Origin of the sequence: Micromonospora sp. RTGN7 (assembly GCF_033804645.1) — a bacterium.
Lineage (GTDB): Bacteria > Actinomycetota > Actinomycetes > Mycobacteriales > Micromonosporaceae > Micromonospora.
In genome coordinates this window covers 263,179-281,577 of record NZ_JAPZLF010000005.1, presented here as the reverse complement: position 1 = coordinate 281,577, position 18,399 = coordinate 263,179, and the positions used below count along the sequence as shown (strand labels likewise).

The window sequence follows — 18,399 nt, the reverse complement described above, 5'->3', positions numbered from 1 at the left end:
GATATGCGTCACCTGGCCGTCGACTTCGGACCGCGGGGGGTCCGTGTCAACGCCGGCGCGCCCGGCCCGGTGGGCACCCCCACGCACGCCCGGCTGGACGAGGAGCAGAAGGCTGCGCGGCGCCGGCGGATGCCGCTGGGCCGGGTCGCCCGGGCGGCGGAGATCGCCGACATCGTGCCGTTCCTGCTCTCCGACTCGTGCGCCACGGCAACCGGGACGACCTTCGATGTGAACGGGGGCAGCCATCTCAGCTAGGTTGCCGGGGACGGAACCGCTGCGGGGCACAGGAGGCACAGTGAACAAGCGGGTGACACTGCGCGACGTCGCCAAGTTCACCGGTGTGCACGTCTCCACGGTCTCCCGGGTGCTACATGGCGACGACGGGCGAGTCAGCCCCGCCACCGCGATCCGGATCGCCGACGCCGCGAAGGAACTCGGCTTCCACCGGGATCGCTGGGCGGCAAGCCTGCGCAGCGGCAAGACTGGCGTGATCGGGGTGCTGGTGCCCCGGATCACCGACATCGTGCTGGCCACGGTGTTCGAGGGCATCGACGCCGCCGCGGCGAGCGCCGGCTACCAGGCCGTGGTCAGCGGTTCCTGGGACGACGACGAGGCGCGGGCGGTGCGGATCCGGCGGTTCCTCGGCGAACGCGTCGACGGCCTGATCATCGGCGATGCTCGACGCACCGACCCGGCCCTGGTCCGGCTGGCCGCCGACCAGGTGCCGTTCGTGCTGGTCAGTCGCGCCTCCCGGGGCTTCCCGTCGGTGACCGGCCGGGACCGCTTCGGCGGTCGGCTCGCCGCCGAGCACCTGATCGACATCGGGTGCCGGCGGCTCGCCGTGGTCGCCGGACCCGACCACGCCAGCACCTCCGCGGACCGGGTCGCCGGCTTCGTCGCCACCGCGAAGGCCCGTGGGGTGCCGGTCGATCCCCGACTGGTGGCCCCGTCCAGCTTCGACGTGGCCGGGGGCGCGTCGGCGATGGCCCGGCTGCTGGAGGTGGGGCGGCCGGACGGCGTGTTCGCGGTCAACGACTTCGCCGCCATCGGGGCGATGGGCACGCTGCGCGACCACGGCATCCGGGTGGGCCGGCAAGTGGCGGTGGTCGGCTACAACGACATCGACGTGGCCGCCCAGCTCCTGGTGCCGCTGACCTCCATCCGGCAGCCGCTGCGCGACATGGGCGCCCGGGCGCTGCACGCATTGCTGGCCCTGTTGGAGTCGGGCAGCACAGAGTCGGCCCGACTGGCGCCCGAACTGGTCGTCCGGGCGACCACCGGCGATTTCGCACCGTCGGCGGCGGACCGGCTGTGACGGGCGGCGGAAGACCCCTCGACCGGATCTTCCGCCGCATGCCCGACGGCGTTCGGGAAGCCTGCGGCCGCCGGTCGTCCCGCCGGTGAGCGACCTAACGGTCGACTGTGGAGTTCGTGACCGCCGGTAGAACGACCGTGAACACGGTGCGCCCCGGGCGGCTGGCGACCTCAACCCGGCCGTGGTGGGCCTCCACCACCGCCGCCACGATGGCCAGCCCGAGGCCCGTGCTGCCGTGGGCCCGCGACCGGGAGCTGTCGCCGCGGGCGAAGCGCTCGAAGACGTCGCCCTGCAGTTCGGGCGGCACGCCTGGGCCGTCGTCGGTGACACTCAGCGCCACCCGGTCGGGCCCGTCGGCGACGAGTCGGGTGGTGACGGTGGTCCCCGGCGGGGTGTGCACCCGAGCGTTGGCCAGCAGGTTCGCCACCACCTGGTGCAGCCGGGCGGCGTCGCCGGGCACCAGTAGCTCCGCCTCGGGCAGGTCGAGCTGCCAGCGGTGTTCCGGGCCGGCGACGTGCGCGTCGCTGACCGCGTCGACGACCAGCGCGGTCACGTCCACCGGCTCGACGGCGAGTGGCCGGCCGGAGTCGAGCCGGGCCAGCAGCAGCAGATCCTCCACGAGGCTGGTCATCCGGGTGCTCTCCGACTCGACCCGGCGCAGCGCGTGCGCCACGTCGGGCGGGACCCGGTCCCGGCCCCGTCGGGCCACCTCGGCGTACCCGCGGATGGCCGCGAGGGGGGTGCGCAGCTCGTGACTGGCGTCGGCGACGAACTGGCGTACCCGCGTCTCGCTGGCCTGCCGGGCGGCGAGCGCGGCGGCGACATGCCCGAGCATTCGGTTGAGCGCGCCCCCGACCTGGCCGACCTCGGTGCGGGGGTCGGTGTCGGCGTCCGGCACCCGCACCGACAGGGCGACCTCGCCCCGGTCCAGCGGCAGCTCGGTGACCCGGGTGGCGGTGGCGGCGACCCGGCGCAGCGGGCGCAGCGTGGCCTGGACGATGAGCGCGCCGAGACCGCCGGCGACGAAGAGGCCAGCGGTGGCCACTCCGGCCTGGGCCAGCACCATCCACCAGACGGTCTCCTGGACGCCGGCCAGCGACAGGGCGAAGATCCGCACCTCGCCGTCGGCGAACGGCCGGGCCACCGCCCGGTAGTCGCCCTGCTCGCCGAGTTCCACGCTGCGTGGCCGGCCGTCGGCGGCCAGGGCGGCCAGCGGGGCCGCCGTGTCGGTGGCCAGCGCCTCGGTCTCACCGGTCGAGGTGCGGACCTTCGCCTCGACGACCCGGCCGTCGGCCACCCGGGCGACGATCGAGCCGGGCGGTAAACCGGGCGGCAGCTCGACGGCGCGGGGCAGCGCGGGCGGGTCGGTGAGCCAGGACGGCCGCCCCCCGCCGCGCCGGCGCTCGTCGAAGGTGAGCTGGTCGTCGACCTGGGAGGTCAGGAACTGCCGCAGCGCCACCGTGGTGAGCCCGCCGATGCCGACGCTGACCAGGGCGAGCAGCGCCACCACGGCGGCCACCAGCCGGGTGCGTAGGGACCAGCCGGCCAGCCACCGGCGCAGCCGGTCAGTCCGCGGGCTTGAGGACATACCCCGCGCCGCGCAGCGTGTGGATCATCGGCGTCCGCCCGGCGTCGATCTTCTTCCGCAGGTACGAGATGTAGAGCTCCACGACGTTGGCCTGCCCGCCGAAGTCGTAGTTCCAAACGTGGTCGAGGATCTGCGCCTTGCTGAGCACCCGGCGGGGGTTGCGCATCAGGTACCGCAGCAGTTCGAACTCGGTCGCGGTGAGGGTGATCAACTGGTCGCTGCGGCGCACCTCGTGGCTGTCCTCGTCGAGGCTGAGGTTGCCGACGGTCAGCACCGCGTCCTCCCGGGTGGCGATCGCGAAGCCGGAGCGGCGTAGCAGGGCGCGCAGCCGGGCGATCACCTCCTCCAGGCTGAACGGCTTGGTGACGTAGTCGTCGCCGCCGACGGTGAGCCCGGCGATGCGTTCCTCCACCGCGTCGCGGGCGGTGAGGAAGAGCACCGGCACGGTCGGGGTGTGTTCGCGCAGCCGCCGCAGCACCTGGAAGCCGTCCAGGTCGGGCAGCATCACGTCAAGCACCACCGCGTCGGGCTGGAACTGCCGGGCGGTGCTCAGCGCCGCCATCCCGTTGCCCGCGGTGCGGACCTGCCAGCCCTCGTAGCGCAGGGCCATCGAGAGCAGGTCGGTCAGCGTGGGCTCGTCGTCGACCACCAGCACACGGACGGGTTCCCCGTCCGGTCGGCGCAGCTCGATTCGGCCCTGCGCGGCCTGCCCCTCCATGACCATGCCCCCCATCGTGGGACGATCGGCTGTGTCCCACCTCGGCAGACCCTGTGTACCAGCTGTGCCGGTCGGCCGGGCCGAGACCGCACGCTCATTCACCCCGCGCTCGCGCCCGTCGGCGGCAGGGAGGGCTCTCCGCCGGGCCGCCCGGGCGGCTCCGCGCGCCGACCGGGTGACCGGAGCGCCCGCGGATCCGAACGCTACGGAGCGTTCCCCACCTATCTACCCGGTGGGTAACTTTCTCCGGTGAGAGCCGGCGGCCGGGCTGCCCGCAGACATGTCCGGTGTGGTCGCCGGCGTGACGGAGGTCTTCGCCGTGCTCGGTCTGGACCGCCCGCACGTGGCCGGCAACAGCCTCGGCGGCGCGATCGCCCTGGAACTCGCCGCCGCCGGTCGGGTCACGTCGGCGACGGTGCTCTCCCCGGCCGGCTTCTACACCCCCCGGGAGCTGCGCTGGGCGCTGGGTGTGCTGACGACGCACCGGGCAGCCGCCCGGGTGCCCGCCCCGGTGCTGCGGGCGGTCCTCGCCCGGCCGGCGACCGCATCTCTTGCCGGGCGACACGGCTCACCGGCTTCGCGCCGGGCGACACGGCTCACCGCGTTTCGACGCCGGGCGCGGCCCACCGCGTTTCGACGCGAGGCGCGGCTTACTGAGTCATTCCGAAGGGATCGGTGCGGACGAAGCGCATCGTCCACATGCCGGTGTCGTCGGGGCGGTCGCGCTGGTAGAGGTGGTCGGCGACGCCACCGACCGGCGTCGGGGAACCATTCGGGTGGCGCAGCACCCAACGCTGCGGGGGTGCCCCGTCGGGCCCGGCCGGCACCTCCCGCATCAGGTCGTGAGCGGGTCCGCCCACGAAGCGCACGGTCACCTCGGTCATCGCCCCTCCGTCCCACCGCCGTCACCCCGGGACGAGCCCTCCGATGGAAGTTACCGCACCTCCCCGCCGGCCGCGGGCGACGCCGGCCGACACCCCGGTGGTTTGCCCTTTTGGCAGGCCGGGTACCGGGCGGAAGCGACGGGATTTTTGCGCCCGCCGGGATGGCGAGCGAGACGAGGAGCGGTCGATGAGAACGCTGGACGGGCGGTACCAGCTCGAACAGCGCATCGGTATCGGGGGGATGTCGGAGGTCTGGCGGGCCCACGACACGGTGCTCGACCGGCCGGTCGCGGTGAAGCTGATCTCCCCCGGTCGGAACGAGCCGACCGCCCTGGAACGGATCCGCACCGAGGCCCGCTCCGCGGCCCGGCTGGTGCACCCGAACGTGGCCAGCGTGCACGACTTCGGCACCTCCTCGACGCTGCCCGGCGGGTCGCTGCCGTACATCGTGATGGAGTTGGCGGAGGGCGACACCCTCGCCGCGCACCTGCGCGCCGGACCGTTGGACTGGCGCATCGCGGTCCGGGTCTGCGCGGAGGTCGCCGCGGCGTTGTCCGCCGCGCACGCGAGCGGCATCGTGCACCGCGATGTGAAGCCGGCCAACGTCATGCTCACGCCCAGCGGGGTGAAGGTGCTGGACTTCGGCATCGCCACCCCGGCCGGCGTGGCCGACGAGGTGCCGGACGGGATCGTGGTGGGCACCCCCGCGTACCTGGCCCCGGAGCAGCTCGAACGGCATCCCGCCACCCCCGCCGCCGACATGTACGCCCTCGGCGTGCTGCTGTACTACTGCCTCACCGGCCGGCTGCCGTACCCGGCCACAAGCACCACCCAACTGCTCGGTGCCCGCCGCCAGCAGCCGCCGGAGCCACTGCCGTCGATCGAGGGCCTGCCGCAGGAGGTGGTCGTGCTCTGCCGGCAGCTCATGGCCGACGACCCGGAGAGCCGGCCGACCAGCCTGGTGGCTGCGCTGCTGCTGGCCGAGGCGGTCGACGCCCGGGTGTACGTGCCGATGCTCGACGCGGGCCGTCCGCCCCGGCAGCGCGACGGGGAGGTGTCCCCGTGGACCGAACAGGCGGCCGCCGAGGCGACCCAGGCGGCGGTCTTCGGCGACGGCCCGGTCGGCTGAGCGGCGAGCCCCCTGTCGACGAAGAGGTCCTGCCTCTCACCGCGATGCCGGCGGCGGTTTCGCGGGGCCCGGGCCGGGTAGCCGGGCGGGTGACTGAGGGGGGAACGCGATGCCGGATCCGAGCTCCTGGCTGCACGAGGCCACCGCTACCGCGGAGGGGGGCCATGTCCGCACCGACGACGGGGGGCTGTCGAGCGCCCTGGCCTCCCCGTTGGCGCCACACTGCACGGGTTTGACGCCGGAGCAACTACTGGCCGCCGCCTTCGCGTCCTGCCTGCACCACGCCGCGGTCGAGGCGGCCGGGGAGATCACCGACGAGGCGCACACCGTGCAGGTCCGTGCGGAGGCCCGGCTGGGCCGCGACGACGACGGACGTTACCGGGCCGACGTGCACGCCTGGATCTCCTCGGCAGGCCTGAGCCGGCAGCAGCTCGCCCAACTGGTCGAGCACGCCGACCGGCTCTGGCCGTTCTCCAGCGGCGACAGCACCCGCCATAGCCTCACGGTCACCTCGGCGGAGAACGGCCGACGTTGACGTCCCGGACGGTGCTCAGGCCGCCCGGGTGCCCCGCTCGCCCGGTGGCTCGACGCCGGCCGCCGCGCCCCGGGTGGTGGGCCCTCCGCCGGGCGGCACGGCCGCGGCGGCCGTCGGCGTGTCCACGGCCACCGGCTCCCCGGCCAGCGCGGTGAGGATCTCGTCGGCCCGCTCTTCCCGGTGGCGACGGGCCGCCAGGGCCGCCTCAAAGTCCCGACGGGCCCACACCGCCTCGGCGTACGTCTGCTCACGGAGGTGCCGGGCCTCCTCGCGGGCCGCGTCGAGCTCGAACCGGGCCTGGGCCAGGATCTCCGCGGCCTCCCGCTCGGTGTCCCCCAGCGGCGACCGGCCCGGCTCGGCTGCGCCCCGGGTGGCGCGGCGGTGCTCGATGAGGGCGCACACGCCGGCCGCCTCCTGTCGGACGCGGTCCCACTCGCGGCCCGCCCCGGTGCCCTCCGCCCGGGCGGCGAGCCGGCTCAACCGGACCGCCAGCTCGTCGAGGCAGGAGTCGACCTGCCGCCGGTCGTAGCCGAACTCCACGACGGAGAATTTCATGCTGTCGCCCCCAGGCAGCCGATGTTTCTTCCCTCCTGCGATCCTCGACGGTGCCGGCTACCGCCGGAGGGGTTCGCCGAAAATGTTCAGCATCCGAAGCGGCGACGCCAGCCGCCTCCGGAGGGCGCGGGGGCGCGGGTCAGCCGCGCTTGGGCAGCACCACGACCCGGCCGAAGAACTCGTCGATCCGACGCACCACGTCGTTGAAGTCGTCCAGGTCGATGGGCTTGGTCACGTACGCGTTGGCCTGGAGGGTGTAGCTGCCCACGATGTCGGTGTCGGCGTTGGAGGTGGTGAGCACCACGATCGGGATGGTACGCAGGTCGTCATCCTGCTTGACCTCGCCGAGCACCTGCCGCCCGTCCATCCGGGGCATGTTCAGGTCGAGCAGAATCACGTCGGGGCGGCGGGCCTCGGTGTGCCGACCCTCGCGGCGTAGGAATTCCATCGCCTCCTGGCCGTCGCTGACCACGTCGATGACCTTGTCGACGTCGGAGTCGGAAAGGGCCTCCTCGATCATCAGAACGTCACCGGGGTCGTCGTCCACCACGAGGATGCGAACGGGGCCGGGGATGTTTCCAGCCATGAAAGACCTGCCTCGGGTTGACGCGGACGGCGACCTAATGGCCACCTTGCTGGCGGGGAAATCTAGCCCATCAGGGGGCAGACTGCGACCTCGGGTTGGCCGTGTCTGAACGGTAACCCAGGACCTCGGCCAGCCCCGTCACCCGCAGCACCCGCTCCACCCGCCCGGAGGCCCCGGTGAGCCGCAGCCAGCCGCCCCGGGCCGCGGCCCGGTTGTCGCCCCGGACGAACGCGGCAATGCCGGTGGAGTCGCAGAAGGTAAGGTCGGTCAGGTCGACCAGAAGGTGCCGTTCCCCCTCCTCGGCGAGCCGGTCGAGGGCCTCGATCAGCTCGGGGGCGGTGCTCACGTCGAGCTCGCCGGCGAGTCGCAGGCACACCGCGACGCCGAACCGCTGGGCGTACGTGACGGTGAACGTCACCGTGGTTCCCCTCGCTCCCCCGCAGGCGGACTCTTGCAGTGGAGCAAGTATAAGCAAGGCCTCCGCGGAGGTCGGCACCACCGCGTGTCACCCCGCCCGCGGGCCCGTTCCGGCAGCGGCCGACGCCGACGCCTCGCCCAGGAACCGCGCCGCCCGCGGAAAGTCCCGCAGCTCGTCCACGTAGTACCCGAGGGTGAGCCCCACCGCCGAGGCCGGCACCCCCCGACTGGCCAGGATTCCGATCAGCCACCGCACGAAGTCGATGAACAGCGAGCCGTCGTCGACGTATACCGCGGCGGCGAGGAAGTCGACGATGTGGCCGAGGTCGCTGACGGTGGAGTCGAGCTGGGCGGTCGTGTACTCCCGCACTCCGGGGGCCCGGGCGCGCAGATCGGCCAGCGCACCGTCGATCAGCTCGCCGCGCCGCTTCGCCAGGCTGGCGTACTCGTCATCGGCGAGCTGGGACAGCTCCGCCGGCCGGACCCGCCGCAGGGCCCGCTCGTCGGCCACCAGGTCGGCCGCGGCGGGCGCGTCGGGGGCCCAGGCGACCCCGAGCCGGTGGGCCCACCGCCCGTCGTGGCCAAAACCGCGACCACCGACCACCACGGGTACGTCGGAGCGGCGGCAGGCCTCGATCATCCGGTGGGCGTGCGGCAGCCGCATCGGCAGCGCGCACGCCAACGCGACCGCGTGCGCGTCGTGCCGGTGCAGGTAGGAGACCAGATGTGCGGCCGGCACGCTGGCCCCGAGAAAGGTAACCTGCCAGCCGCGCAGCCGCAGCACCTCGGCGACCAGCCGGGGCGGCAGGGCGTGCCACTCGCCGTCCATGCAGGCCACCACGACCCGGCCGCGGGTGGGGCGGGGCACGGCCCGGGCGGCGACGGCCGCCACGACCCGCTCGCTGATGTGGGTAGCGGCATGTTCCTGGGCGACGCTCCACTCGTTGCGCGCCCACCGCTCCCCCACCTCGACCTGGGCGGGGGCGATCAGGTCGAGCAGCACCCGCTCGGCCGGCACCCCGGCGTCGATCAACCCGAGGGCCGTGTCGATGGCGGCGTACTCGTCGGCCTCCTCCAACGACTCCAGGAAGCCGTGGTACGAGTCGGTCGGGGACGCCTCGGTGGCGGTGGCGGTCACGCGGAAGTCTCCTCAGGGTGGTCGGTCAGGACGAAGAGGGCACCGCGTGCAGGTGCCGGGTCGGCCGGCCGTGGGGGCCGGTCGCCCGCAGCGCGAGCACCGCGATGTCGTCGTGGTCGCCGTGGGCGAGCCAGTCGCAGGTGACCTGTTCGATCCGCTCGGCCAGCGCCGGGGCTGGCATCCGGTGGCACCCGGTGAGCGCGCGGACCAGCCGGTCGGCGCCGAACTGCTCGTCGCCGCGCCGGCCGCCACGTGCCTCGGTCACCCCGTCGCTGTAGAGCAAGCAGGTCTCGCCCGGCGCCAACTCGACGGTCACCTCGCCGATGCGCGGATCGGGCACCACGCCGATCAGCATCCCGCTGAGGCCGACCGGCTCGACCTCACCGGAGGCGCGCAACACCAACGGCGGCAGGTGGCCACCGCCGGACATGGTCAGGGTCAGCCCGCCGTCACGGCGGGGCCGGGCCACGCCGAGAACCATGGTGGCGAAGCGGCCCTGCCCGTGCGCCAGGGTGGTCTCCAGCAGGGCGTCGTTGAGCAGCCGCAGCAACCGGCCGGGGTGCGACTCCACCCGGTGCAGGGCCTGCAGACACTGGCGGAGTTGCCCGGTGAAGACGGCGGCCTCGACGCCCTTGCCGGAGACGTCGCCGAGGAAGAACACCGAACCGCCGTCGGGCAGCCGGTGCGAGCCGTAGAAGTCGCCGCCGATGCGCAGGCCGGCCTGCGCCGGCCGGTAGGCGGTGCCCCACTGCACACCGGGAGTCTCCGCCGGTTCGACCGGCACCAGACTGGCCTGGAGGGTGTCGGCGACCTCGGCCTGATCGCGGTAGAGCACGGCGGTGGTCATGGCGGCACCGGCCCGGGCCGCGAAGGCGCGTACCAGATCGACATCGTCCTCGTCGTGGTAGCGGGTGTTGCGGCGGGCGACGAGCAACACGCCGGCCGGCAGGTCAGGCCCCGGCAGCGGCACCACCCGAACACGGGCGTCGGCGGCGTCGAGGCCGGGCAGCCAGCCCGCCTCGACGGCCTGCTCCACGAGCCAATCCAGGGCGTGCGGCTCGGAACCGGCGAGCGCCTCGTCGATGGCAGCCGGCAGGTCGACGGCGTTGAGCACGCCACTGTCCACGGTCGGGGTCTCGTCGTCGGCCCGGGCGGCCCGCCACCAGCGGGCCCGGCCTGAGCGGGGGGCCGACACCAGCACGGCCACCTCGGCCAGGGTGGGCACGGCGAGTCGGACCACCGCGGCGGCGGCCCGGTCGGGGTGCAGCGGATTGCCGAGCTTCTCGCCGACCACGGCCAGGAACGCCGAGCGCGCCCGCGCGGCGAGCAGCGCGTCGGCCCGGGTGACGCTCTCGGTGACGTCCTCGACGTACCAGCAGCACCGAGCGGCGGAGAGTGGCACCTGACGGACCCGCAGCCGACGACCACGGTGGGTGAACTCGCCGGCGTCGGACCCGGCGTCGAGGGCCGCGATGCCGGACGCGGCGAGCAGCTCGCCGGCGACCACCTCGGGCAGCAACCGCTCGGCGACCGGGCTCAGGTGGCGCACCACGGCGCGGGCGTCGCAGACGATCAGGCCCTCGCGGAAGTGCTCGACGACCTCTGACCAGTCGGGGTCGGTGTCACGGCCGGGGGTGGGCGGGCCCCGGTCGAGGGACGGCGGGCCCCGGTCGGGGGTGCGCGGGCCACGGTCGGAGGTGCGCGGGCCACGGTCCGGGGTGCGCGGGCCACGGTCCGGGGCGAGCGGCGGCAGCGGCGACGCGGATCGCGCCGCGAGGTCGGCGGACCACGCCGGGAACCGTGCGGTGCCCGGCGTGGAGACCCGTCCGTCGCCCGGGTCCGAGCCCCTGACGTCGGCGGCAGTCACCAGCTGAGCCCCACTCCTTCTCGACACCCACTCGGCACCTGCGGGGTGCCGGAAACGACGCATGGGTCCATTCGCCTACATCCCACCCTACGCCGGTGTGCCGGTAACGCCACTCGACGCCCAGGTACCTGCCGAATCGACGTACCGGGCGGTGGCACGTAAGCATTGATACGATCCGGCGAAGACCTGCCCCACCGGCAGCCCGTGGAAAGGCGTGATCGTGGTCCCCCATGGGAGAAAGTCCGAGGCGACACCACTGCCCCTCTCCGTCGATCTCTCCGATCCGGACGCCCCCCTCGTCCGGGTCGGCGGCGAACTCACCTTCACCACCACCGCCCCGTTGCGGCACGAGATCGACCGGCGACTCGCCGAGCGCCCGGCGGTGCTCGTGCTCGACTTCGCCGAACTCGAGTTCATCGACAGCTCCGGGCTGTCGGTGATCGTGCACGCATGGCGGGAGGGTCAGCAGATCGGCACGGCCCTCCGGCTGCGCTCGACCCCCCGCTTCCTGGACACCATCCTCGACCTGACCGGTGTCGCCGGGCTGCTCGCCCGCCCGCTGCCAGACGGGGCGGAAGAGCCCGCCGAGTTGTGGTCGCATCGCTCGGCGTCCGCCTGAACACCCCCCGGGTGCGTCGATCACGGTCGGCTGGAAGCATGGACCCATGCCCTCCCAGCTGTTGACCATCGAGGTGACCCGGCTCGAAGCCGGGCGCGCCCGGCTTCGGTTGACCGGCGAGTTGGACTTCGACACCTCGCCCGAGCTGGTGGACGCGGCCGACGAGTTGCGTCGGGACGGCCACCACGACCTGGAGATCGACCTCTGCGGGGTCAGGCTCTGCGACTCCTCGGGGCTCAGCGCCCTGGTGGTGATCTACCGCAGGGGATCCACCCCGATCCGGCTGACCGGGATGAGCAGCCAGCTCCGGCAGTTGCTCGACCGCACCGGTCTGACCGAGGTGCTGGCCGCCGCCCGGCCGGCCACCGGCACCCACGCCACCGCCGATACCGACGGGGCACGCGACGTCGGCTGACATCAAGCAAGGCGACGTCGGCTGACATCAAGCAACGCGACGTCGGCTGACATCAAGCAACGCGATGTCGGCTGACATCAAGCTAAGCGGCGTCGGCTGGCCTCGGGACACGCGGCGTCGGCTGGCCTCGGGGCGTCGGATCCCGGGCAGAAGGTGGCCCCCGGCCCTGGGACGAGGGGGCCGGGAGCCGGAGGAACGCCTCAGGTGGCGGTGACCGGTTGCAGACGCGGCCCGTCGACGCGACGCTCGGTGTCGCCGAGCGGAGGTTCCGCGTCCTCCGGCGAACCGGAATCCGGCGTCTGGAACAGGTAACGGACGAACTCTCCACCCGCCTCGTTGTCGTCCGCCCCGGGCCACTGCCCGACGCAGTCGACGCCGACCACCTCCCGGCCGACCCCGTCGGCCTCCTCCAGCAGCGCCCACAGGCTGACCGGGTAGCACCTGGTGGCCTGCGGCGTAACCCGCCAACGGGCGTACCAGCCGGGACGGGCGGGGACGATCTCGACGATCCTCTTCATGGCGACCTTCCCTTCCGCGTGCATCGGAAGTCTTCCGGTCCACTGCGATCGTGGGGGCGATCCGGGTGATCCACCATCACCCACCCGGGATGAGCCTCGGCAGGCCGTCCCACCCACCCGTCGTCCCACCCGGGCCGGCGGCGACGGCCCGTCCCGTCGCGTCCCGCCCCGACAGCCGACCCGTTTCGGCCCCCGGGGCCCGACCCGTTTCGGCCCCGACGACGCCGGGAAGGCGAGGGCCGACGGTCATCCGGAGAAGGAACGGGGTGTGCCACATGCGCAAGCAGATGGAGGGGGACAACCAGCGCCGTCGGGCCCTGGCCCGCCAGGCCCGGGAACGTGGCCGGCAGGCCAGCGAGACCGGTGCCAGCCTCAGCGCGTCCAAACAGCTCACGCACCTGGACCGGGGCAAGCGCGCCGGCCCGCCGCCGGCCGGACGGCACAAGCCGGACGCCACCCGGGGCGGCCCGGCCCCGCCGCCGGCCGCTCCCGCGCCGACCGCCCGGGCTCAGCCGCGCGCGCCGCGGGAACCCGGTGGGGCGCCGGGAGCCACGGCCCTGGGCTACCGCGAACTGGTCGACGACATCGGCCGGCGGGCCGGCGTCGACTTCGGCACGGCGAAGGTGGCCGCCGAGGCGACGGTGCTGACCCTGGCCTGGGCGCTGGACCAGGCCGAGCGACAGCGCCTGTTGGAGGCGGTTCCGGTGTCGCTGCACGACGTGGTCCCGGTGGACGGCATCGAACGCCACCGCGACCTGCCCGGCTTCCTCGCCGAGGTGGCCCGGCTCAGCGGTCGTACCAGGGAACAGGCCCGTTACGGGGCGCAGGCGACGCTCACCGCGCTGGCCGACCGGGACGGCGACCTGGTCGCCTCTCTGCACGTACCGGACGGGTTGCGTGACCTGCTCGGCCCGGCGGCCGGCGGCTGAGCACACCGGCCGGCGGGCCTGTGCCCGCCGGCCCGGCGGCCGGGACGTGGAGCACCGGCCGATACCGTGCCGGGATGCACTCCGCCGCCGACGGCCCACACCTCGTGGCCGACCCGGCCCGCCGCACCGGGCGCACCCTGCTCGCCGGCGGGGTCGCCCAGTCCTACGTCGACGTGGCCGACCCCCGTCACCTGCACTTCGAGTACGTCCGCCGGATGGCTGCCGTGGTGGACCTGGCGGCGCCGCCCGGGGCGCCCGTTGACGCGCTGCACCTCGGCGGGGGCGCGCTGACCCTGCCCCGCTACGTCGGGGTGACCCGGCCGGGGTCCGCCCAGTTGGTGGTGGAGCGGGACCCCGCCGTGGTCGAGCTGGTCCGCCGCGAACTGCCCGCGCCACCGCAGGGGGTACGCGTCGTCGTCGCCGACGCCCGCGACGCGGTGACCGCGGCCCCGACGGCCGGGTACGACCTGGTGCTGGCCGACGTCTACCAGGCGGCCCGGATGCCGGGGCACGTGGCCACCGTGGAGTTCGCCGCGGAGGCGGCCCGGGTGCTGCGCCCGGACGGCATCCTGCTGGTCAACGTCACCGACCTGCCGCCGCTGGCGTTCACCCGCGCCCGGGTGGCCACGCTGTGTGCCGTCTTCACCGACGTCTGGCTCGTGGCGGACCGACGGATGTTGCGCGGGCGGCGCTACGGCAACGTGGTGCTCGCCGCCGCGCACCGGCCGGGGCGGCTACCGACCGGCAGACTCGCAACGCGAGTGGCCCGCGATCCGATTCCGGGCCAGGTCCTGCACGGCCCCCCACTAACCGACTTCACCGCCAACACCACCCCCACCACCGACCCCACCCCCACCCACCCCCACCCCGCCGACGGGGCCGCCGGTGATCATGGAGTTAGCGTCACGAAACGCCGATGCGAATAGCGCTAACCTCATGATCACCGGAGCGCTTCCGGGCCGGGGTGGGGTGGGGGTAGGGCGCGGGGTGGGGGGTTTGTTCGGTTTGGGTGGGGGTAGGCGCGGCGGATGAGGAACGCCGACCTGGTCGCCGCCCGGCGGGCGGCGATCGTCATCGGCCTGGTGCTGGCCACGCTGCTCGGGGCGGCGCTGATCTGGGCCACCCGGCGGGTGCTGCTCTGGACCGTCATCGCGGCGTTCTTCGCCGTCGCGCTGAAACCGCTGGTCGACGCCCTCCAGCAGCGCTTCGTCCGGCACCGCGCGGTGGCCACCCTGCTGATCTTCCTGGCCGTGATCGGGGTGCTCGCCGCGTCGGTCACGGTGATCCTCCTGCCGCTCCTCGACGAGTTCGGCCGCTTCGCCGACCGGGCCCCGCACCTGCTGCGGGAGGTCCGGGACGGGCAGGGGCCGGTCGGCGAGGCGCTGGACCGGTTAGGGCTGCGGCAGTACGTGGCCGGTCACTCCGCGAAGATCGAGCAGTACGGGGGCCGGTTCGGCGAACCCGCCGTCGGCCTGCTCCGGGGCGTGGTGGAGACCTTCGCGGGACTGGTCACCGTGGTCGTACTGGCGTACCTGATGGTGCTGGAGGCCCCGAGGATCACCGCAGGAGTGACGGCCCTGCTCGGCGACGGGCCGGCGCGCCGAGCACGGCGGATCGGCCGGGGCATCTCCCGGGTCATCACCGGCTACCTGAGCGGGAACCTGCTGATCAGCGTGATCTGCGGGGCTCTGACCTTCCTGGTGCTGATCCTGACGGGGGTGCCGTTCGCCGGGGTCATCGCGCTGTTCGTGGCGCTCGCCGACCTGGTGCCCCTGGTCGGGGCGACCCTGGGGGCGATCTTCGCCACCGGAGCCGGATTCCTGCACTCCCGCACGGCCGGCATCGTGGTGCTGGTCTTCTTCGTGGTCTACCAGCAGATCGAGAACCACCTGTTGGAACCGGTGATCATGTCCCGGGCGGTCCGGCTGAACCCGCTGACAGTGCTGGTCAGCGTGCTGTTCGCGGCGGAGCTGGCCGGGTTGGTCGGCGCGCTGCTGGCCATCCCGGCCGCCGGCATCGGGCAACTGCTGCTGCGGGAGTTCGGGCCCTCGGGCCGCCGCCCCCCACCGGCCCCCGCCGCCCCCGCCGGCCGTTGACCGCGCGCTGACCCGTTCTCAGTGGACTCAGCGGCGGTGGGCCGGGACCTCCGGGGACGAACTCTCCAGCGGCACGGTGCTGGCGGGCACCAGGCCGAGCTGCACGACCGGGCGGGGCAGCATCGCGTCGAGCAGCCAGTCCGCGCCGATCCGGGCCCGATTGCCAGGCATCGCCAGCAGATGGTAACCGCGGGTGACAGCCTTGGCCGGCAGGCCGGAGAGGGGCACCTTCAGCGGGTTCGCGGCGGCGTCCTTGCCGCCGAGATCGACAACCCAGCCCAGGTCGTGATGCTTGTACGGCTGGCGCCGGCCCTGCCCGTACGAGGCGGCGATGTTGTGGGCGGCCAGTTTGCCCTGCCGCTGAGCGTGCTGGGCGGTCATCGTGCACACCTGCCCGGGGCGGGTCAGGTCCGGCACCGCGGCGGCGTCGCCGCAGGCGTACACCTCGGGGAAGCCGGGGACGGTCAGGTACTCGTCGACCACCAGGCGGCCCTTCTCGGTGCGCAGGCCGAGCTCGGCGACGAACGGGTCGGGGCGCACCCCGACGCACCAGAAGAGGCTGCACGTGGGCACGTACTCGCCGTCGGTCAGCATCACCCCGTCCGGGGTGGCCTCCGACACCGAGGTGCCCATCCGCACGTCGACCCCGCGCCGGCGCAGCACCCGGTCGGCGGTGGTGGACATCCGCTGGTCCAGCTCGGGCAGCACCCGGGGGGCCACGTCGAGCAGCATCCAGCGCGGCCGGATGTTCAGGTGCGGGCGCTGGGCGACCAGCCGGTCGGTGAAGAGTTGACCGTGCGCGGCCACCTCCGTCCCGGTGTAGCCGGCACCGACCACCACGAAGGTGGTACGGGCCCGCTGCTCGGCCCGGTCGTCGGTCAGCTCGGCCAGCTCGATCTGGCGTACCACGTGGTCGTGCAGGTAGAGCGCCTCGGGCAGGCCGCGGAACCCGTGGGCGTACTGGGTGACCCCGGGGATGGGCAGCAGCTTGTTGACGCTGCCGACGGCTAGTACGAGCCGGTCGTAGGCGATCCGGCCCTGGTCGCCCTCGGAGATCGTGTAGCCGACCCAGCGGTTATGCAGGTCCACCCGGTCGGCCTCGCCGACGATCACCCGTACGCCGTCGAGGGTGCCGCTGAGCGGCACCGCGACCCGGCCGGGCTCTACCACACCGGCGGCCACCTCGGGCAGCAGTGGCAGGTAGAGGAAGTAGTCGGTCGCGTTCAGCAGCACGATCTCGGCCCGGTCCCGCGCGAGGCCGCTCAACGTCTTCGCCGCGTGGTAACCGGCGAATCCGGCCCCCACGATCACCACACGAGGTTTCGTCATGCCGGGTGCTTCCCGTCGCAGGGCGGGGCAAACGTGAGGGTTCAGTCCGACTACGGGCGCGGCTGGTCGGGCGGCAGCGGCACCTGGAGGAAGGTGGCGCCGCGCAGGTCGAGCCAGGCCCGGTCGGGTGCCCGGACCAGGCGCAGCATCACCTGCGTGCACGCCGGGCAGCGGGCGACCAGGCCGGGGGCGTGCGGGTAGACGTGCAGGCCGGCCAGCGGGCCGGTCATCCCACAGGATTCGCAGCGGGCGATGGCGGGGCTCAGGTCGACGGCGAACAGCTCCCGCAGCGGGCCGTCGAGCATGTTGCCGTCCAGGTAGGACATCTCGGTCATCGGGTCTCCTCGCCGGGTCACGCTGTCGGGATCGCAGGGGTGCGAAACTGCGGGGGTCGCGGAGGCGGATCAGCCGGTCGGGCCGAACCGTTCGGTGCGGATTCGCCCGGGCGGGTGACCCAGGCCCACCAGCATGTCCGCCACCGCCTCCACGAAGCCGGTCGGCCCGCAGACGTAGCAGAGCGGGTCCAGGTCGGGCGGCCAGCCGTGGGTGTTCACGTCGGCCGCCCCGATCCGGTGCGGCTCGCCCCGCCATCCGTCGGGCGCGGCCCGGGTGTAGACGTACGCCACGTCCAGGCCCCGGTCGTCGCGGGCGCGGCGGTGCAGCTCGTCGGCGTAGAACACGTCGGCCGGGGTGCGCACGGAGTAGATCAGCCGGAAGGGTGCCCGGCTGCCGGCAGCGCGCCGGCCACGGACCATCGCCATCAGCGGCACCGCGCCGGAGCCGCCGGCGACCAGCAGCACCGGCATGGTTTCCGCCGGCCGCCAGACGAACCAGCCGCCGACCGGGCCGCGCACCTCCACCGGGTCGCCCACCGCCCAGACGTCGATCAGGTACGGCGACACCTCGCCGTCGGGCACCCGCTGCACGGTCAACGCGATGCGGTCGCCGTCGGCCGGCCCCGCCAGGGAGTACGACCGGGCGGCCTGGTAGCCGTCTGCGGCGGTCAGCCGGACGTCGACGTGCTGGCCCGGCAGGTGCCCCGGCCAGCCGGGCGCGTCGAGAACGAGGGTCTGCGCGGTCGGCGTCTCGGGCCGGCGCTCGACGAGCCGGGCCACCCGCCAGGTCAACGGGGCGGTCAATCGCCGGCGTAGCGCTGCTCGCGCCACGGGTCGCCGTAGTCGTGGTACCCGGCGGTCTCCCAGAAGCCGGGCTCGTCCGAGGTTCTGAGCCGAATCCCGCGTACCCACTTCGCGGACTTCCAGAGGTACAGGTGGGGCACCAGCAAGCGCGCCGGCCCGCCGTGCTCGGCGGGCAGTCCCCGGCCGTCGTAGCGGTGCACCACCCAGGCCTTTCCGCCGCGCAGGTCGGCCAACGGCAGGTTGGTGGTGTATCCGCCGTACGAATGGACCAGCGCGTACGCCGCGGCGGTGTCGACGCCGTCGAGCAGGACGTCCAGGCAGACGCCCTGCCAGGTCGTGCCCAGCTTCGACCAGCGGGTGACGCAGTGGATGTCGACCCTCGGGGTCTCCTGCGGCAGGGCGGTGAACTCCGCCCAGGACCAGCGGTACTCCGCGCCAGTCTCGGTGGTGACGACGAACTCCCAGGTGTCCGGCCGCACCGTCGGCGTGGGGCCGGCGGAGAGCACCGGGAAGTCCTCGGTCAGGTACTGCCCCGGGGGTAGGGCCGGCTCCGCCGAGCGGGGCCGGCCCTGGAAGCCCGGTGACACGATTCCCACCCGTCAGTCGTACCACCCGGGGTGGG

Annotated in this window: 21 protein-coding genes and 1 pseudogene; 9 read left to right on the top strand and 13 right to left on the bottom strand. The window is 73.8% G+C overall.

The features are described from left to right. Window positions 1–3 precede the first annotated feature (3 nt). Both SNR22_RS10015 and SNR22_RS10010 read left to right on the top strand, forming a co-directional pair. Window positions 4–255 carry an SDR family oxidoreductase gene (locus SNR22_RS10015; RefSeq protein ID WP_320066231.1) on the top strand — a complete coding sequence of 84 codons (252 nt, stop codon included), beginning with the start codon at window positions 4–6 and terminating at the stop codon, window positions 253–255. Between the two features lie 40 nt (window positions 256–295). Then, on the top strand, window positions 296–1,315 hold the full coding sequence (locus SNR22_RS10010; protein WP_320066230.1) for a LacI family DNA-binding transcriptional regulator: 1,020 nt from the start codon (window positions 296–298) through the stop codon (window positions 1,313–1,315). Window positions 1,316–1,409: 94 nt separating this feature from the next. Here the strand turns inward: SNR22_RS10010 and SNR22_RS10005 are convergent, their stop codons facing one another. The 3 genes from SNR22_RS10005 to SNR22_RS09995 all read right to left on the bottom strand — a co-directional run bounded on the left by SNR22_RS10005 (window position 1,410) and on the right by SNR22_RS09995 (window position 4,505). Next, entirely contained in the window at window positions 1,410–2,903 is a 1,494-nt protein-coding gene (locus SNR22_RS10005) for an ATP-binding protein (RefSeq protein WP_320066229.1), read from the bottom strand. Next, the gene (locus SNR22_RS10000; protein WP_320066308.1) at window positions 2,881–3,627 is read right to left on the bottom strand and encodes a response regulator transcription factor; all 747 of its coding nucleotides are present in this window, start codon (window positions 3,625–3,627) and stop codon (window positions 2,881–2,883) included. Before SNR22_RS10000 ends, SNR22_RS10005 begins: the two co-directional genes overlap by 23 nt. A 644-nt stretch (window positions 3,628–4,271) precedes the next feature. Further along, window positions 4,272–4,505: a hypothetical protein gene (locus SNR22_RS09995; RefSeq protein WP_320066228.1), complete on the bottom strand. Its 234-nt coding sequence runs from the start codon at window positions 4,503–4,505 to the stop codon at window positions 4,272–4,274. A 187-nt stretch (window positions 4,506–4,692) separates the two neighbouring features. On the opposite strand from SNR22_RS09995, the gene SNR22_RS09990 reads away from it, so the two are divergent. Both SNR22_RS09990 and SNR22_RS09985 read left to right on the top strand, forming a co-directional pair. After that, window positions 4,693–5,634: a serine/threonine-protein kinase gene (locus SNR22_RS09990; protein WP_320066227.1), complete on the top strand. Its 942-nt coding sequence runs from the start codon at window positions 4,693–4,695 to the stop codon at window positions 5,632–5,634. A gap of 109 nt (window positions 5,635–5,743) precedes the next feature. Then, the gene (locus SNR22_RS09985; protein WP_320066226.1) at window positions 5,744–6,169 is read left to right on the top strand and encodes an OsmC family protein; all 426 of its coding nucleotides are present in this window, start codon (window positions 5,744–5,746) and stop codon (window positions 6,167–6,169) included. Between the two features lie 15 nt (window positions 6,170–6,184). Here SNR22_RS09985 and SNR22_RS09980 read toward each other — a convergent pair whose 3' ends face one another. The 5 genes from SNR22_RS09980 to SNR22_RS09960 all read right to left on the bottom strand — a co-directional run bounded on the left by SNR22_RS09980 (window position 6,185) and on the right by SNR22_RS09960 (window position 10,732). After that, window positions 6,185–6,724 carry an ATPase gene (locus tag SNR22_RS09980; protein WP_320066225.1) on the bottom strand — a complete coding sequence of 180 codons (540 nt, stop codon included), beginning with the start codon at window positions 6,722–6,724 and terminating at the stop codon, window positions 6,185–6,187. A 139-nt stretch (window positions 6,725–6,863) separates the two neighbouring features. Beyond that, window positions 6,864–7,310 carry a response regulator gene (locus SNR22_RS09975; RefSeq protein WP_320066224.1) on the bottom strand — a complete coding sequence of 149 codons (447 nt, stop codon included), beginning with the start codon at window positions 7,308–7,310 and terminating at the stop codon, window positions 6,864–6,866. 70 nt (window positions 7,311–7,380) lie between these two features. After that, a complete protein-coding gene (locus SNR22_RS09970) occupies window positions 7,381–7,728 on the bottom strand; it encodes an STAS domain-containing protein (protein WP_320066223.1) in 348 nt (115 codons plus the stop codon). Window positions 7,729–7,815: 87 nt separating this feature from the next. Continuing rightward, window positions 7,816–8,865 carry a B12-binding domain-containing protein gene (locus tag SNR22_RS09965; RefSeq protein WP_320066222.1) on the bottom strand — a complete coding sequence of 350 codons (1,050 nt, stop codon included), beginning with the start codon at window positions 8,863–8,865 and terminating at the stop codon, window positions 7,816–7,818. A gap of 25 nt (window positions 8,866–8,890) precedes the next feature. Further along, window positions 8,891–10,732: a PP2C family protein-serine/threonine phosphatase gene (locus tag SNR22_RS09960; protein ID WP_320066221.1), complete on the bottom strand. Its 1,842-nt coding sequence runs from the start codon at window positions 10,730–10,732 to the stop codon at window positions 8,891–8,893. Window positions 10,733–10,952: 220 nt separating this feature from the next. Here SNR22_RS09960 and SNR22_RS09955 point away from each other — a divergent pair, with 220 nt between their 5' ends. Further along, the gene (locus tag SNR22_RS09955) at window positions 10,953–11,351 is read left to right on the top strand and encodes an STAS domain-containing protein (protein WP_320066220.1); all 399 of its coding nucleotides are present in this window, start codon (window positions 10,953–10,955) and stop codon (window positions 11,349–11,351) included. A gap of 46 nt (window positions 11,352–11,397) precedes the next feature. Further along, window positions 11,398–11,766 (top strand): STAS domain-containing protein, encoded by a 369-nt coding sequence (locus SNR22_RS09950; protein WP_320066219.1) that lies wholly within the window; start codon window positions 11,398–11,400, stop codon window positions 11,764–11,766. Window positions 11,767–11,966: 200 nt separating this feature from the next. Here the strand turns inward: SNR22_RS09950 and SNR22_RS09945 are convergent, their stop codons facing one another. Continuing rightward, window positions 11,967–12,284, bottom strand: coding sequence for a hypothetical protein (locus tag SNR22_RS09945; protein ID WP_320066218.1), 318 nt, complete (start codon window positions 12,282–12,284; stop codon window positions 11,967–11,969). 275 nt (window positions 12,285–12,559) lie between these two features. Here SNR22_RS09945 and SNR22_RS09940 point away from each other — a divergent pair. From SNR22_RS09940 to SNR22_RS09930, 3 genes and pseudogenes are all read left to right on the top strand, one after another. Next, window positions 12,560–13,210, top strand: a pseudogene (locus SNR22_RS09940) (DUF2267 domain-containing protein); the annotation flags it as partial. Between the two features lie 77 nt (window positions 13,211–13,287). Then, window positions 13,288–14,139, top strand: a complete 852-nt coding sequence (locus SNR22_RS09935; protein ID WP_320066217.1) for a fused MFS/spermidine synthase — start codon at window positions 13,288–13,290, stop codon at window positions 14,137–14,139. A gap of 102 nt (window positions 14,140–14,241) precedes the next feature. Beyond that, complete coding sequence (locus SNR22_RS09930; RefSeq protein ID WP_320066216.1) at window positions 14,242–15,309, top strand: AI-2E family transporter; 1,068 nt, start codon at window positions 14,242–14,244, stop codon at window positions 15,307–15,309. 27 nt (window positions 15,310–15,336) lie between these two features. Here SNR22_RS09930 and SNR22_RS09925 read toward each other — a convergent pair whose 3' ends face one another. The 4 genes from SNR22_RS09925 to SNR22_RS09910 form a co-directional block, all read right to left on the bottom strand. Then, window positions 15,337–16,638 carry an NAD(P)/FAD-dependent oxidoreductase gene (locus SNR22_RS09925; RefSeq protein ID WP_320066215.1) on the bottom strand — a complete coding sequence of 434 codons (1,302 nt, stop codon included), beginning with the start codon at window positions 16,636–16,638 and terminating at the stop codon, window positions 15,337–15,339. Between the two features lie 50 nt (window positions 16,639–16,688). Continuing rightward, the gene (locus SNR22_RS09920; protein ID WP_320066214.1) at window positions 16,689–16,973 is read right to left on the bottom strand and encodes a DUF6510 family protein; all 285 of its coding nucleotides are present in this window, start codon (window positions 16,971–16,973) and stop codon (window positions 16,689–16,691) included. A gap of 69 nt (window positions 16,974–17,042) precedes the next feature. After that, window positions 17,043–17,777, bottom strand: a complete 735-nt coding sequence (locus SNR22_RS09915; RefSeq protein WP_320066213.1) for a ferredoxin reductase — start codon at window positions 17,775–17,777, stop codon at window positions 17,043–17,045. Continuing rightward, on the bottom strand, window positions 17,774–18,364 hold the full coding sequence (locus SNR22_RS09910; protein ID WP_320066307.1) for a sulfite oxidase-like oxidoreductase: 591 nt from the start codon (window positions 18,362–18,364) through the stop codon (window positions 17,774–17,776). The genes SNR22_RS09915 and SNR22_RS09910 overlap by 4 nt, the downstream gene beginning before the upstream one ends. Between the last annotated feature and the right edge of the window lie 35 nt (window positions 18,365–18,399).